We start from the raw sequence: 15,887 nt of genomic DNA on the forward strand, positions 1-15,887 counted from the left end.
TGCGCGCATGATCGTTAAGCTGACGGAACAACAGAAGAATGGGGAGAGGCTGCCGATGGCGGGACGGCGATGGACGCGGGCGCTGGCTTTGGCGCTGCTCGGCGCTTCGGGCGCGGCGCTGGGGACCGATACGCCGCAACAGGCCGAGGACGAGATCGTCGTGATCGTCGCCAGGATGAAGATCATCAACATCGAATATGCGCTTCGTGGTCCCTGGCTCAAGGCCTGCAATCTCGACGGGACGACCGGCACGCCGGCGGCCGACCGGGCGATCTGCATGTTGCTGCAACAATGCCTGCTCGACGGGAAGACACGGCGCGAAGAGGCCAAGCAATGCGTCAATGCCCGGATCGACGATCTCGCCAATCATCGTGGCACCCTGCCTGCGCTGGTGAGCGAGGCTGCGCTTGAAACCGCCGCCGCCGGGCAGGATGCACCAGCGGACGATGCGGAAAAATCCGACGCGATCATCGTCACCGGCGCGCGCCATGTCATCAATCCGGGCCTGTGGCGCTTTACCGAGATCGGCACCTATGTGAGCAGCGTTTCCGGACATCATCCTCCGGGCACCCGCCAGTGGGAGGCCTGCATCCCCGATCGTCGCGATGATCTGGCGATCCGCTATGCCGTGGAGGGACCGCCCCTTCCGGCTGGGACCGGTGGCCCGCATGGATGCCGCCAATGGCGGGTCACTGTGTCAGGGCGCAAATTCGAGGGGCGACTATATTGTGGCCGTGCGCATGGCGGCTTTTCCTATGGCAGGATGAACGGAACGGTCACGGGCGATGCGCTGGAGGCATCTGCCGAACACAAGACGGTTGGCGGACGGGGGCCGCGCGGGAAAGGGCCAGAGAAGCCGCGCTTCTTCGGGAGCCTGAAGACCGAATTGTCGGGGGAGCGCGTCGGCGCGTGCCCCGGTCGCTGATCGGGAGCGAAAGGGCGCTCCGGATAATGTCCGGAGCACCCAGGACTTTGTAAAACCGCCTCAGTTGGGCTTGCGTGCCCCCTGGCTAATCGTCACCTCGCCATTGGCGGCATAAAGTGCCGTGGCTTCGGCCTGGGCCGTCTGGGGATCCTTGCCGTCCAGGATCGCGGCGATCTGGCGGCCGCTGGGCACCTTGTCATAGATGCCGTAAAGATCAGTCTGGCCGACCATATGGATTGACAGTTGATAGCCAAGGTCGCGGGTGGCGGGATCGAAGGCGAGGACGGTGCCACTATCGTCGACCGGCACGATGATCGCGCCGTCGCTGCGACCCGTCTGCTGCAACATGTCATAGCTGCCCTGCGCAGTCTGGACGGTGCCGCGAATGCACAGATTGTCCTTACCCTCGCGCGGGATGCGGACATCCTGCGGCACGGGTTGGCCGGCGGTGCCGCTGGGCACGGCCTTGGTCAGGCGGGCATCGCTGATGTCGCCGGTGGGACAGGCGCCGAAGCTGGCCGGACTGGTCGCGTGCAGCGCTGAAACCTCGTCGAATTGCAAGCCGGCCAACATCCCGTCCAGCCCTGCAAGCACTTCGGCGCGGCGTTCGGTCGGCCCGGTGACGCGCAGCTTCACCATCCAGCGCCCGGCATGGGCAAAGGCGGCCGCCGTCGTCAGTGCGCCATCGGCGGCATCGTCATAGACGGCGCGGATCGCGGTGCCCGCAGTACCGCCGGCTGCGACGCTGTCATAGGCGGTGCGATGGGTCTTGGTGCCGAACCGTTCCATCACCGCCTTGTCGGTCATGTATGCGGCGAGCGAGGCGTCGGCATAGGCCGGCAGATAAACATAGAGGGTCGCCTGGATGGCACCATCCTGCGAAATATATTGGGCGTAATTGTCGATGCCCTTGCCGCCGTTCGACACTTCGCCACTCTTGGTCAGTGACAGGCTGGCGACCGTCTGCGGCAGGCTGATGCCGGCGGCGGTCGCACTTATGGCAGTATCGCTGGGCGTCCATGCCTCGATATCGTCCGCCGCCTGCGCCAGCGAGGGCAAGGTCAGGCAGAGGGCCATCGAACACAGGAACAACGCACTTTTGGGCATTGGCATCCTCTCTCTCGATTCAGACCGTCTTGGCGCGGGCTTGAATGTCAGAGGGTCAGGAGACCATGGATTCCACAGGGGCGCAAGCGGCCTTCATGTCGCCGGCGCTATTTGCCCCGGAAATCGTGGCAATTGCGGGTCGTGATGGGCTGATCGTGGCGCAGTATCGGTCCAGATCAGGCCTTGGGGTGTGACCCGGTCGGGTTCATCCAGCGCGACGGCCGCGATTCGCCCAGGCCGAATCGCGGCCTCAGCGCCCCTGGCGCCGCGCCATGAAGGCCAGGCGCTCGAACATCATGATGTCCTGCTCATTCTTGAGCAGCGCGCCGTGTAGTGGCGGGATCGCCTTGGTCGGGTCGGCATTCTGCAGTACGTCGAGCGGCATGTCCTCGTTCAGCAGCAGCTTCAGCCAGTCGAGCAATTCGCTGGTGCTGGGCTTCTTCTTGAGGCCCGGAACTTCGCGAATGTCGTAGAAAATGTCCATCGCGCGGCTGACCAGCATCTTCTGGATGCCGGGGAAATGGACATCGACGATCGCCTGCATCGTCTCGCGATCGGGGAATTTGATATAGTGGAAGAAACAGCGACGCAGGAAGGCGTCGGGCAATTCCTTCTCGTTGTTCGAGGTGATGATGACGACCGGCCGTTCCTTGGCCGCGACCGTCTCGCCGGTTTCGTAGACATGGAAGGCCATGCGATCGAGTTCCTGCAACAGGTCGTTGGGAAATTCGATATCGGCCTTGTCGATCTCGTCGATCAGCAGCACGGGCAGGGTGGGGGAGGTGAAGGCCTCCCACAGCTTGCCCTTGCGGATATAGTTAGCGATGTCGTGGACCCGCTCGTCGCCCAACTGGCCGTCGCGCAGACGGGCCACCGCATCATATTCATAGAGGCCCTGATGCGCCTTGGTCGTAGACTTGACGTTCCATTCGATGAGGGGGGCGTCGATGGCCTTGGCGATTTCCTGGGCCAGCACGGTCTTGCCGGTGCCGGGTTCTCCTTTCACCAGCAGCGGCCGGCGCAGCAGCACCGCGGCATTGACCGCGACCTTCAGATCGTCGGTGGCGACATAATCCTGGGTGCCCTCAAAGCGCATGGCTCTCTTCCGCTCCATCATTGCTGGAGGACCGGACTAGGCAAAGCGGGATTGGGGCGCAACGCGTTTGTGCGTTGCGGCAAACCGGCAGGGCGATGGATCAGTCTTGCTGTTGGCGGCGGATGGCGGCGCGGGCTTCAAGCAGATCCCACAAGCCGCGATGCTGGGCGAGCAACTGGCGCATGCCGAACTGGATCGCGCGATCGACAGCCGGATCGCCGCCGATGGCGCGGGCGACTTCCAGTGTTGCGCGATGATCAGGTAGGGCACAGGGTACGGGCTCTATGCCCGCACGAAGCGCGGCAATGTCCAGCAGCTTGCGCACGGCACGCCAGTCCAGCACCAGCGCAATCGCCGCGCCCATGGCGCAGCCGCGCCGGTCGGACTGGGCCAGCATGTCGAGCGCATGGCGCTGCTGGCTGACGAGCGCTTCGCAGTTGCTCTGGCCCGCCGTACTGGGGGCTGGGCCTGCGGCCACGGTCACCTGGGTCAGATAGGCGCGCTCCCGCGCAAACGCGTCTGCTGCCTCGATTAGCCAGCGGCGCGAGGCATTTTCGACGGACCGTGTGGCGGCATGATCGATTACGCCGGGATGGCGACCATGGAGCAGGCAGAGATAATAGGCGGCATCGGCAAGGTCCGGCAGGCCCAGGGCATCGCGCGACCGTGCATCCTGGCTCGCCTGGATCGTGTAGTTATGGCCATAGCTGCCATCGGTACGAACCAGCATATCCAGGATTTGCGCAATATCGTCGCCCCGGCGCAGCGCCGTCACTTCGCTCATAGAAATTTCCCTGTGGCAACGGCGTAAGGGGCGCCGCTGGGCATAATTTAGGGCAAGGTGCGTAAACGCCGGGTTAAACCTGAGCCTGTGTCGATGGAACGCAATATGCATGCGACGAGCCGAGTTTTAGCGATAGGGAGGCGGCGATCAGGATAATCCATCCAGACTTTGCTCCCCATATGACGCTATTACGAAACTTCTCTTCACACGCCTATTTTTGGTGCATATTGAAATGGTTCGCCTGGGCAGGATCGAAAGGGGCAAGATGCCTGATACATTGAAGCTTTGCGTAATCGGTGGATCTAATTCTTTGATGAGAAATGGATACACCCCTCCTCTTGTGGCCAATCTTGAGAGGCGCACCGGTAAGAAGGTCGATTTTCGCAATCTCTCGGTCGGCGGTACATTTTGTCATTTCGGTTTATGGCAAGTGGTGACAAAGGGGCAGCATATTGATGCAGACGTCATCATCGTTGAGTATGCCCTTAATGATGCGGAACTTGCGCGTTTCGGAATCCATCAGCAATGGACCAAGGCCTATGAAGGGATGATTGCGCGTCTGCGTAGAGACAATCCGACGGCGCAAATTCTCACGCCGCTGCTTTTCTCTCGCAGCAACACCGGTCGGACGCAAATTTCAGGTATCAGCAGCGGCGTGGCGTTGATCAACATGCGCTACGGGGTGTCGACAATCGACGTCACACAGGAGCTTTTGGCGAAGGCGCCGCTCAACTATTGGGACCCAGCCAAGGAATGGCACCGAGATCAATCCCATTATCATAAGTTCCTGCAGGTGATGATCGGAGAGATGGTTGCAGATCGGATATTGAAGGGAGAGGGGTATGGTTTAGCACGGGATTATGCGCCAATCATGCCTGGTCATTTCATCAATGCGCAATCGGCGGTGATGGCTAATAAATTCGATATGATGTTGCCTGCTGATACCAAATTTCGTGATTTTTCTAACTCTTTATTTTCAGAACGTGCCGCTATTATTGGTGAGGGAGCCGAAATTTCCTTCAATGTTCAGGGAAGTGTTGTCGCTGTCATGGTAGTGTCCACGCGCGAGGATGGCGTTGTCTGTGCGCAGTTCGGTGCACATAAAAGCTATTTTTCGCTACGACGGCGTGCGCTCGATGACGAGAAATATCCGTTCCTGCTCAACTTGGTCATTCCCGATCAATATTTCGGCAAGCAGATTTGTGCGTCACTGGATGTCGAGGAGCGCTTCTCGCTTCGTTTGGTCGCAGATGCAGAGGCCGAGCAGGTCGGCTATGATAATATCCAGCATCGGGGAACGGCGCGCTTGCCGGATCAAGGATCGCATGAATTGGCCGTCATCGATCTGTTGTTTGATGGGGTGATTAGCCCAGTTACCGATAACGTCGCAATGCCGGACGGCATCCAGATGGAGGCGGTGGAGGCCTGAAATCGTGGTGCTAGCCGCCAAGCTCACTAGGTAAAAAAAGACCTGGCCGGAGATGATCCGGGCCAGGTCTTTTTTGCTAGCCTATATTACTGGTCCAGGAAGCTGCGCATCTTGCGGCTGCGACTGGGGTGCTTCAGCTTGCGCAGCGCCTTCGCCTCGATCTGGCGGATACGCTCGCGGGTCACGCTGAACTGTTGGCCCACTTCCTCCAGCGTATGGTCGGTGTTCATGCCGATGCCGAAGCGCATGCGCAGCACGCGTTCCTCGCGCGGGGTCAGGCTGGCAAGGACACGGGTGACCGTTTCCTTGAGGTTCGCCTGGATCGCCGCATCCACCGGGATAATCGCATTCTTGTCCTCGATGAAGTCGCCCAGATGGCTGTCTTCCTCGTCGCCGATCGGCGTTTCGAGGGAGATCGGCTCCTTGGCGATCTTCATCACCTTGCGCACCTTTTCGAGCGGCATGGACAGGCGCTCGGCCATTTCCTCCGGCGTGGGTTCACGGCCCTGTTCATGCAGGAACTGGCGGCTGGTGCGAACCAGCTTGTTGATCGTCTCGATCATGTGGACCGGGATACGGATGGTCCGCGCCTGATCCGCGATCGAACGGGTGATCGCCTGACGAATCCACCAGGTGGCATAGGTGCTGAACTTGTAACCGCGACGATATTCGAATTTGTCGACCGCCTTCATCAGGCCGATATTGCCTTCCTGGATGAGGTCCAGGAACTGCAGGCCGCGGTTCGTATATTTCTTCGCGATGGAGATGACGAGGCGCAGGTTCGCCTCGACCATTTCCTTCTTGGCGATGCGCGCTTCGCGCTCGCCCTTCTGCACCATGTTGACGATGCGGCGGAATTCGCTGAGCGACATGCCGGTCGCCTGGGCGATCTCGCTCACTTCGTTGCGGATGCGTTCGACCGCGCGGCCTTCGGCAGCGGCAAAGGCGGCCCATTTCTTGTCGAGGCCCTGCACCTTTTCCAGCCAGGCATCGTCCAGTTCATGGCCCATATAGCGCTCAAGGAAGTCCTTGCGGCTGACCTTGTGGCGCTCGGCCAGGCGCAGCATCTGGCCGCCCAGCGCGGTCAGGCGCCGGTTATAGGCATAGAGCTGATCGACCAGATATTCGATCTTCTGCTGGTGGAACTGGACGCTCTCGACCTCGGCGGTCAGTTGCTCGCGCAACTCGTGATAGCTGTCCTCAGCCTTCTGGCTCAGGCTTTCGCCATTGGCCATGGCGACCATGCGCGATGCCTGGGCCTTGGAGAAGGCGCGGAAGATCTCGGTGATGGTCGCGAACTTCTCCAGCGCCATCGGCTTGAGAGTTTCTTCCATCTGGGCGAGGGAGAGGGTGTTGTCCTCTTCCTCTTCTTCCTCATTGCGGCGGGCACGCGGCGCGCCGTCCTCATCTTCGTCGCCGTCGGCGGATTCTTCCTCCGGCTCTTCCTCTTCCTTGAAGCTGGGGCCGGCGGTCTTCTCGCTGATCTCGCCATCATCGTCCTCGGCGCCTTCCTCCAGATTTTCCGGAGCAGGATCCTTGGACAGCATGGCGTCGAGATCGAGGATCTCGCGCAGCTGCATCTCGCCATTGTTGAGGGCGGTCGACCATTCGATGATCGCGTTGAAGGTGGTCGGGCTTTCGCACAGACCCAGGATCATCGTGTCGCGGCCGGCCTCGATCCGCTTGGCGATGGCGATTTCGCCCTCGCGGCTGAGCAGCTCCACTGCGCCCATTTCGCGCAGATACATGCGCACGGGATCGTCGGTGCGATCGACCGTTTCCTTCTTCTTTTCGGTGACCAGCTTGGGCGCGCCGTCATCGTCACCCGAATCATCCTCGGCATCCTCGGCATCTTCGCGCTCGCGCTGCTCGTCGCCGTCTTCGCTGGCTTCCTCATTCTCGACGATGTTGACGCCCATCTCGTTGAGCGCCGACATGATGTCCTCGATCTGCTCGGAGGACATCTGGTCCTGCGGCAGGGCATCGTTCAGTTCGTCATAGGTGATGTAGCCGCGCTTCTTCGCGCGCGCGATCAGCTTCTTGACGGACGCTTCGTTGAGGTCGAGCAGGGGGGCATCGCCATCCTCGCCATCGCCCATCCCGCCATTCTTGCTGTTCGCCTTGGTCGCCATTTATTCGCCTTAACTCCGTCGTCCCGACAGGAACGACCCTAATCAAACAATGTCTTCGGACTGCGCCAGTTCCGCCAGGCGGCTGTCGTGATCGGCTTTCAGTGCGCGGATGCGCTGCTGCTCAGCGAAATTCTCTTCGCTGAAGTCGCTCTCGAACCGTCTAGTAGCCTCCGCCAGCGCCGTTTCCAGCTCCGGTCCTTGCGCCATCACCCGGATGGCCTCGTCCAGGTCGCGCTGCACGCGACTGGGGTCGGTTGTCATCCTATGTGGGGTGAATGTGAACGTATCGGCCCGGAGCATCCCCTTAGCCATATTATACAAGTCACCTTGCCCCAATATGGTAAGGAGGGCCTGCGTTTCAACTGTTTCTTTGCGGAAGGATGCGGCGATCATCGCATCCAGCAATTGGGCGAGCGCCGGATCGCCGATTCGCAGGCCTGACAGCGTCTCGCGGTGCAGGACAATCTGCTCCGGATCGCGCAGCAGGCTGGCCAATATCGCGCGCAGCAGCCGATGTTCCATGCCGCTTGCGCCGATCTCCCGCGCCTCGTTACCGGCGGGCGGGACGGGGGGCTTCCAATTGCCCTTCTTGTCACGCTGCCAGCCGGCGCGGGCGCCGCCACCGCCTGCGCTGCGCTGCGAACGCTGGCCGCCGCCAAAACGATCGGGGCGGGCAAAGAAGAGCGCGTCATACCGCTCCCGGAATGTCTGGGCATAGAGCGCGCGGACATCGGGATGCTGGATCGAGTCGCTATGGGCGGCGAGCCGCTGCTTGAGCGCTGCCTTCTGCTCGGGCGTGTCGAGTGGTGCGACCTTCTGCTCATGCTCCCACAGGCGATCGACCAGCGGTTGCGCGGCGGCCAGCACCGCATCCATCGCGCGCGGCCCCTCGGCGCGGAGCAGGTCGTCGGGGTCTTGCCCCGTCGGCAGGGTAGCGAATGACAGGCTATGACCGGGACGCAGCAGGGGGAGGGCGCGGGTCGCGGCACGGATCGCCGCCTTCTGCCCGGCCGCATCTCCGTCGAAGCAGAGTACAGGCACCTCGACCATCTTCCACAGCCGCTCGATCTGATGCTCGGTCAGCGCCGTGCCGAGCGGCGCGACCGCATCGCCGAAACCGGCTTGGGCCAGCGCGATCACGTCCATATAGCCCTCGACCACGATCACCCGGCCGCTTTGCCGGCTGGCGGGGGAGGCGCGGTCGATATTGTAGAGGGTACGTCCCTTGTCGAAGAGCGGCGTGTCGGGCGAGTTCAGATATTTGGGTTCGCCCTGGCCGATGATCCGGCCGCCAAAGGCGATAACCCGCCCGCGAATGTCACGGATCGGCAGCATGAGGCGCCCACGAAACCGGTCGTAGGTGTCGCGTTCCCCATCCGGATCGATGAGCAGCCCGGCCTCGACCAGCATCGGCTCGCCAAAATCGCGCAGCGACGTCTTGAGCTTCCCACGCGAATCCGGCGAATAGCCAAAGCCAAACGTGCGCCGGGTCGCATCGCTGATGCCGCGCTTGGCGAGATAGGCACGGGCGTCGCCGCCATCGATGCCAGCCAGTTGCTCCTCGAAAAAGCCCTGTGCGGCGCCCATCGCGTCATGCAGCCCCTTGGCCTGCTCGGCGCGCTTGGCCGCGCGCGGATCGGCGGCGGGCACGTCCATGCCGGCCGTCTGCGCGAGTTCCTTCACCGCCTCCATGAAGGGCAGGCCGCGCTGCTCGGTCATCCAGCGGATCGCATCACCATGCGCTCCGCAACCGAAGCAATGGTAGAAGCCCTTCTCGTCGTTGATCGTGAAGCTGGGCGTCTTCTCGTTATGGAAGGGGCAGCAAGCCTTATATTCGCGGCCTGCCTTTTGCACCTTTACGGTCTTGCCGATCAACGTCGAAAGCGACGTCCGCGCGCGCAGTTCGTCCAGCCATTGGGGCGTGAGGGTCAAAATCTCCCCTCCCGCATGCGGGAGGGCGATTTGGGTCGGTCAAGCCCCCGGCTTGGCCTAAACAGCGCGGGGCGCTGTTTACCCAAATCGGGGGAGGGCATGTCCGCAATCACCCGTTCAATTTCCTCAGTCACGCCTTCGATATTGCCAAGAACATCATTGTTCCAGAAACGGATCACGCGAAAGCCTCGTGCTTCGATATGGCGCGTCCGATCAGCGTTGACGGCATCATCGTGCTGTCCGCCATCCACTTCAATTACCAAACCGATCGCGCGGGCTACGAAATCGCAGATGAACGGGCCGATTGGCACCTGACGGTTGAAGCGGATGCCGGAAATCTTGCGGGCGCTGATCACCTGCCACAGAGCACGCTCGGCTTCCGTGGCATTATTGCGCAGCGCGCGGGCTTTCGCGGTAGGGCGAGCATAGCCTTTGTCCATCGGTCAAGAACATGCCCTCCCCTGACCCCTCCCGCAAGCGGGAGGGGGACTAGTGCGGAAGGGTCAGCTCAGCGCCGCCTTCACCAGGCCACTCGCCTTGCTCATGTCGATCACCGCGCCATGGCGTTCCTTGAGCACGGCCATGACCTTGCCCATGTCCTTGACGCTTTCAGCACCAACTTCTGCCTTGATGCCTTCGATCGCCGCCTTGGTCTCGTCCTCGCTCAGCTGCGCGGGCAGGAAGGTCTCGATGACGTCCAGCTCGGCCTGTTCCTTGGCAGCCAGCTCGTCGCGGCCGCCGCTCTTGAACATGTCGATTGATTCGCGGCGCTGCTTCACCATCTTCTGCAGCACCTCGACCACGATGCTGTCGTCGTCGGGGACATTGCTGGCGGTGCGCAATTCGATGTCGCGATCCTTGAGCTTGGCCAGGATCAGGCGCACGGCGGCCAGGCGATCCTTGTCGCCGGCCTTCATGGACTGCACTTGGGCGCTCTTGATGGTGTCGCGAATCATCGGCGAATAAATCCTGTCTCTTGCGGAAAGGAGCAGATATAATGCGAAAAGAGATTTTTAACAGACGTTGACCTTCACGCCTCGCAGGAATAGGTGACCGGCCGTTTAACCCGCACCAGACGGGTTCCCGCAAAAGCATAAAGGACCGCAGACCATGGCTGACGCCAAGACCCTCATTGTGCCCAAAGGAGCGACAGGGGTCGTGGTTTTTGCCGATGGCGCCGCTGTCTTCGGTCGCGGCTTCGGCGCGGTCGGCGAAGCGGTCGGCGAACTCTGCTTCAATACCTCGATCACCGGCTATCAGGAGATCATGACCGATCCCAGCTACGCCGGGCAGATCATCAATTTCACCTTCCCGCATATCGGCAATGTCGGCACCAATCTGGATGATGTCGAAGCCGCCTCGCCCCATGCGCTGGGTTGCATCGCGCGGCAGGACGTCACCGCGCCCAGCAATTTCCGCAATGTCGAACCGTTCGACCAGTGGATGAAGGAGCAGGGCCGCATCGGCCTCGCCGGTGTCGACACCCGCGCGCTGACCCGTCTGATCCGCGAGAAGGGCGCGCCCAACGTCGTCATCGCTTATGATCCCGACGGCAATTTCGACATCGTCGCGCTCGCGGCCAAGGCGGCCGCCTGGCCGGGCCTTGAAGGCATGGACCTCGCCATCGAAGTCACGGGCAAGGAAAGCCGCCTGTGGAAGGATGGCGTCTGGACCATCGGTCATGGCTATGGCCTCAATGAAGCGGGTGAGGAACGCCCCCATGTCGTCGCCATCGATTATGGCGCGAAGAACAACATCTTCCGCAATCTGGTGCAGGCCGGCGCGCGCGTCACCGTGCTGCCCGCCACCGCGACCTTCGATCAGGTCAAGGCGCTCAATCCCGATGGGGTGTTCCTGTCGAACGGTCCGGGCGATCCGGCCGCGACCGGCGAATATGCCGTGCCGGTGATCAGCCAGGTGCTGGCTGCCGACATCCCCGTCTTCGGCATCTGCCTCGGCCATCAGCTTCTGGGCCTCGCCGTTGGCGCCAAGACGATCAAGATGCATCAGGGCCATCGTGGCGCCAACCATCCGGTCAAGCGCCTGTCGGACGGCCTGGTCGAGATCACCAGCATGAACCATGGTTTCGCCGTCGATGTCGATACGCTGCCGGCCAATGCGCGCTCGACCCATATTTCGCTGTTCGATGGCAGCAATTGCGGCATTGAACTCACCGACAAGAACGCCTTCTCGGTGCAGTATCACCCCGAAGCCTCGCCCGGCCCGCAGGACAGCTTCTACCTGTTCAAGAAGTTCGTCGATGGCCTCAAGGGCGCGGTCGCCGCGTGAGCCAGAACCTGCCCCCGGTTGACGAAGCGCGCCTTGCCGCAGAGTGGGAGGCGGACAGGCAAGTCCTCGCCAATCTCAAGCGCAATGGCGACGTCGCGCGTCTCGCGCGGCCCGTGGATGTCAGCTTCCGGGGCAGCGAGCAGGATTTCGAGCGCGTTCTGACCATCGCCAGCCAGTTCGGCTTCGTCGAACTGGACCGGGAGGAAGATGAGGATGGCGACCTGTTCCTGTTCCTGGAATGTGTGCAGCCGGTCGATGAGCAGTCGATCCGCGCGCTGACCAAAAAGTGCCTCCAGATCGAAATCCTCTGCGGTGTCGAATATGACGGCTGGGGCTGCGAAGCGCAGGCGGGGGGCGTGCATTGAGTGCTGCTGCAACCTCGCTAGACCATCTATTGGAGGTCGGTAAGGCGGCATTGTCGGATATCGATGCGCTCGGTGCCATTGATCCAGCAGCTTGCCACGTCTGTTACCATTTCTTCTGCCCTGCGGATGAAGAGAATGATCGCTGGGATGAGGACGCTGAATGTGTTCAGCTTTCCAAGCCGATTTTTGATGCCATGCCATTCGATGTCGAGATTGACGGCATCGGGGGAAGTGCTGGCGTTGAGGCTTGGGAAAACGCCTATCCTACAATCGCTTGGCTGAACGACAGGATGCCTAGGATGCTGGAGGTGGCCAGCGCCGCAAAGATGAATTTCCTAGGCTGGTCCTTCGAACCCAAAAATGGGCCGATTGTGAGTGCTGGCGTCAACGTCATGAACGCAAGCAGCCCGGAAGGCCGCTCAATTATCGATGGAATGATCGAATCCCTAAAGGCGAAGAAAAACTAATGCCCAAACGCACCGACATCTCCTCCATCCTCATCATCGGCGCTGGTCCGATCATCATCGGCCAGGCGTGCGAGTTCGATTATTCGGGCACGCAGGCGGTCAAGGCGCTGAAGGAAGAGGGCTATCGCATCATCCTGGTGAATTCCAACCCGGCCACGATCATGACCGACCCGGAATTTGCCGACGCGACCTATGTCGAGCCGATCACGCCCGAAATCGTGGCGAAGATCATCGAGAAGGAGCGGCCCGATGCGGTGCTGCCGACCATGGGCGGCCAGACGGCGCTGAACACGGCGCTGGCGCTCTATAATGACGGCACGCTGGAGAAGTTCGGCGTCCAGATGATCGGCGCCGACGCCGAGGCGATCGACAAGGCGGAGGACCGGATCAAGTTCCGCGACGCCATGGACAAGATCGGCCTGGAATCGGCCCGCTCGCGCATTGCGCACACGATGGAAGAGGCGCTGGAGGCGCTGGAATATACCGGTCTTCCCTCGATCATCCGCCCCAGCTTCACCATGGGCGGCACCGGCGGCGGCATTGCCTATAATCGCGAAGAGTTCGTCAACATCGTGCGCGGCGGCCTCGACGCTTCCCCGACCACCGAAGTGCTGATCGAGGAATCGCTGATCGGCTGGAAGGAATATGAGATGGAGGTCGTGCGGGATCGCAACGACAATGCCATCATCATCTGCTCGATCGAAAATGTCGATCCGATGGGCGTCCATACCGGCGACTCCATCACTGTCGCGCCGGCGCTGACGCTGACCGACAAGGAATATCAGATCATGCGCAACGCCAGCATCGCGGTGCTGCGCGAGATCGGCGTCGAGACCGGCGGTTCCAACGTGCAGTTCTCGGTCAATCCGAAGGACGGCCGCCTGATCGTGATCGAGATGAACCCGCGCGTGTCGCGTTCCTCGGCGCTGGCGTCGAAGGCGACCGGCTTCCCGATCGCCAAGGTCGCGGCGAAGCTGGCCGTCGGCTATACGCTCGACGAGATCGAGAATGACATTACCGGGGCGACCCCGGCCTCGTTCGAGCCGACCATCGACTATGTCGTGACCAAGATTCCGCGCTTCGCCTTTGAAAAGTTCAAGGGGGCCGAGCCGCTGCTGGGCACCGCGATGAAGTCGGTTGGCGAAGTCATGGCGATCGGCCGCAACATCCATGAATCGATGCAGAAGGCGCTGCGCGGTCTGGAAACCGGCCTGTCCGGCTTCAACCAGGTCGATCATCTGGTCGGCGCGCCCAAGGACGACATCATCGCCGCGCTGGCGCAGGCGACGCCTGATCGTCTGCTGGTCGCGGCGCAGGCCCTGCGCGAAGGGCTGAGCGTTCAGGAAATCCACAATATCGCCAAGTTCGATCCCTGGTTCCTGGAGCGTCTGAAGGAAATCGTCGACGCCGAAAATGAAGTGCTGGAACATGGCCTGCCGCGCGATGCGGACGGCATGCGCCGCCTCAAGGCCATGGGCTTTTCCGACAAGCGTCTTGCCTGGCTGGCGCTCAAGTCCGTCAATCTGCGCGGCAATGAGCGCGGCGTGGCGCGTGGCAGCGGCCTGATCCACGATGCTGTCGTCGCCATGACCGGCGGCGTGACCGAGGACGAAGTGCGTAGCCTGCGCCACAAGCTGGGCGTGCGTCCGGTGTTCAAGCGCATCGACACCTGCGCCGCCGAGTTCGAGGCGAAGACGCCCTACATGTATTCGACCTATGAAGCCCCGATCTTCGGCGAGCCGGAGAATGAGGCGCAGCCCAGCGACCGCAAGAAGGTCGTCATCCTGGGCGGTGGTCCCAACCGCATCGGCCAGGGTATCGAGTTCGACTATTGCTGCGTCCATGCCTGCTTTGCGCTGAGCGAAGCCGGCTATGAGACGATCATGGTCAACTGCAACCCGGAAACCGTGTCGACCGACTATGACACGTCCGACCGCCTCTATTTCGAGCCGCTGACGGCTGAAGACGTGCTGGAAATCCTGCATGTCGAAATGTCGAAGGGGACGCTGGCCGGCGTGCTGGTGCAGTTTGGTGGCCAGACGCCGCTCAAGCTCGCGCAGGCGCTGGAAGATGCCGGCATCCCGATCCTGGGCACCAGCCCGGACGCGATCGACCTGGCCGAGGATCGCGAGCGTTTCGCCGCGCTCATCGACAAGCTGAAGCTGCGCCAGCCGGCCAATGGCATTGCCCGCAGCCGCGAAGAGGCGATCGCGGTCGCCAACCGGATCGGCTATCCGGTGCTGATGCGTCCGTCCTACGTCCTTGGCGGTCGCGCCATGGAGATCGTCGACGGCCAGGCCCAGCTGGAAGAATATATCACCACCGCCGTGCAGGTGTCGGGCGAATCCCCGGTGCTGATCGATCAGTATCTGCGTGATGCGGTCGAGGTGGACGTCGACGCGCTGTGCGACGGCGACGATGTGGTCGTGGCCGGCGTGTTGCAGCATATCGAGGAAGCGGGCGTCCACTCCGGTGACTCGGCCTGTTCGTTGCCGCCCTACAGCCTGTCGGACGAGATCATTGCCGAGATCGAGCGCCAGACCGAAGTGCTGGCCCATGCCCTGTCGGTCCGCGGCCTCATGAACATCCAGTTCGCGGTCAAGGACGGCACTGTCTATCTGATCGAGGTCAATCCGCGCGCCAGCCGCACCGTGCCCTTCGTCGCCAAGGCGATCGGCACCCCGATCGCCAAGATCGCCTCGCGCGTCATGGCCGGTGAAAAGATCAAGGATCTGCCCAAGATCGATCGCAACGCGATCGACCATGTCGCGGTCAAGGAAGCGGTCTTCCCGTTCAACCGCTTCCCGGGCGTCGACCCCGTGCTCTCGCCGGAAATGAAGAGCACCGGCGAAGTCATGGGTATCGACAGCAATTTCGCCACCGCCTTTGCCAAGGCGCAGCTGGGCGCGGGCACCGTGCTGCCGACCAGCGGCACCGTCTTCGTCTCGGTCAAGGACAGCGACAAGCCGGTGATCCTGCCGGCGGTGCAGAAGCTGGCGGGCATGGGCTTCACCATCATCGCCACCGGCGGCACCGCGACCTATCTGGAAGGGCAGGGGATCGCCGTCGAGCATGTCAACAAGGTGGCCGAAGGGCGCCCGCACATCGTCGACCGGATCACCGATGGCGACGTACAGCTGATCTTCAACACCACCGAAGGCTGGCAGTCCTTGAAGGACAGCAAGGCGATCCGCACCAGCGCACTGCGGGCCAAGATTGCAAGTTTCACCACCGCGACCGCCAGTGTCGCTGCGGCGGACGCAATCGAGGCTTTGCGGGACCGTGCCCTTGAAGTGCGCTCGCTACAGTCCTATTATCCCGGGTCGCACGCCTGATCCCCTTCACCAGGAAGCATGCTGCG

Annotated in this window: 13 protein-coding genes; 6 read left to right on the top strand and 7 right to left on the bottom strand. The window is 61.9% G+C overall.

Annotation, left to right across the window (positions count from 1 at the left end; translation table 11 throughout):
* Nucleotides 1-7: 7 nt before the first annotated feature.
* Nucleotides 8-925, top strand: coding sequence for a DUF3617 family protein (locus GGQ90_RS02570; RefSeq protein WP_246428101.1), 918 nt, complete (start codon nt 8-10; stop codon nt 923-925).
* 60 nt (nt 926-985) lie between these two features.
* On the opposite strand, the gene GGQ90_RS02575 is transcribed toward GGQ90_RS02570, so the two are convergent.
* From GGQ90_RS02575 to GGQ90_RS02585, 3 genes are all read right to left on the bottom strand, one after another.
* A complete protein-coding gene (locus tag GGQ90_RS02575; protein WP_188080684.1) occupies nt 986-2,032 on the bottom strand; it encodes a hypothetical protein in 1,047 nt (348 codons plus the stop codon).
* 250 nt (nt 2,033-2,282) lie between these two features.
* On the bottom strand, nt 2,283-3,128 hold the full coding sequence (locus tag GGQ90_RS02580) for an AAA family ATPase (RefSeq protein WP_097382627.1): 846 nt from the start codon (nt 3,126-3,128) through the stop codon (nt 2,283-2,285).
* Nucleotides 3,129-3,228: 100 nt separating this feature from the next.
* Entirely contained in the window at nt 3,229-3,912 is a 684-nt protein-coding gene (locus tag GGQ90_RS02585; protein WP_188080685.1) for a DUF6975 family protein, read from the bottom strand.
* Between the two features lie 232 nt (nt 3,913-4,144).
* On the opposite strand from GGQ90_RS02585, the gene GGQ90_RS02590 reads away from it, so the two are divergent.
* Complete coding sequence (locus GGQ90_RS02590) at nt 4,145-5,341, top strand: SGNH/GDSL hydrolase family protein (protein WP_223178053.1); 1,197 nt, start codon at nt 4,145-4,147, stop codon at nt 5,339-5,341.
* An 86-nt stretch (nt 5,342-5,427) separates the two neighbouring features.
* Here the strand turns inward: GGQ90_RS02590 and rpoD are convergent, their stop codons facing one another.
* From rpoD to GGQ90_RS02610, 4 genes are all read right to left on the bottom strand, one after another.
* Nucleotides 5,428-7,473, bottom strand: a complete 2,046-nt coding sequence (gene rpoD / locus GGQ90_RS02595; protein ID WP_188080687.1) for an RNA polymerase sigma factor RpoD — start codon at nt 7,471-7,473, stop codon at nt 5,428-5,430.
* A gap of 42 nt (nt 7,474-7,515) precedes the next feature.
* Nucleotides 7,516-9,405: a DNA primase gene (dnaG, locus tag GGQ90_RS02600; RefSeq protein ID WP_188080688.1), complete on the bottom strand. Its 1,890-nt coding sequence runs from the start codon at nt 9,403-9,405 to the stop codon at nt 7,516-7,518.
* Entirely contained in the window at nt 9,402-9,845 is a 444-nt protein-coding gene (locus GGQ90_RS02605) for an endonuclease domain-containing protein (protein WP_188080689.1), read from the bottom strand. The genes dnaG and GGQ90_RS02605 overlap by 4 nt, the downstream gene beginning before the upstream one ends.
* Before the next feature lie 63 nt (nt 9,846-9,908).
* Nucleotides 9,909-10,361 (bottom strand): GatB/YqeY domain-containing protein, encoded by a 453-nt coding sequence (locus tag GGQ90_RS02610; RefSeq protein ID WP_188080690.1) that lies wholly within the window; start codon nt 10,359-10,361, stop codon nt 9,909-9,911.
* Nucleotides 10,362-10,515: 154 nt separating this feature from the next.
* On the opposite strand from GGQ90_RS02610, the gene carA reads away from it, so the two are divergent.
* From carA to carB, 4 genes are read left to right on the top strand one after another with little or no spacing between them, the layout of a single operon-like run.
* A complete protein-coding gene (carA, locus tag GGQ90_RS02615; protein ID WP_188080691.1) occupies nt 10,516-11,694 on the top strand; it encodes a glutamine-hydrolyzing carbamoyl-phosphate synthase small subunit in 1,179 nt (392 codons plus the stop codon).
* Nucleotides 11,691-12,059: a ribonuclease E inhibitor RraB gene (locus tag GGQ90_RS02620; protein WP_188080692.1), complete on the top strand. Its 369-nt coding sequence runs from the start codon at nt 11,691-11,693 to the stop codon at nt 12,057-12,059. Before carA ends, GGQ90_RS02620 begins: the two co-directional genes overlap by 4 nt.
* The gene (locus tag GGQ90_RS02625) at nt 12,056-12,526 is read left to right on the top strand and encodes a hypothetical protein (protein ID WP_188080693.1); all 471 of its coding nucleotides are present in this window, start codon (nt 12,056-12,058) and stop codon (nt 12,524-12,526) included. The genes GGQ90_RS02620 and GGQ90_RS02625 overlap by 4 nt, the downstream gene beginning before the upstream one ends.
* Nucleotides 12,526-15,861, top strand: a complete 3,336-nt coding sequence (gene carB / locus GGQ90_RS02630; protein WP_188080694.1) for a carbamoyl-phosphate synthase large subunit — start codon at nt 12,526-12,528, stop codon at nt 15,859-15,861. Before GGQ90_RS02625 ends, carB begins: the two co-directional genes overlap by 1 nt.
* Nucleotides 15,862-15,887: the final 26 nt, after the last annotated feature.

Source organism: Sphingobium scionense (genome assembly GCF_014197035.1).
Taxonomy (GTDB): Bacteria; Pseudomonadota; Alphaproteobacteria; order Sphingomonadales; family Sphingomonadaceae; genus Sphingobium; species Sphingobium scionense.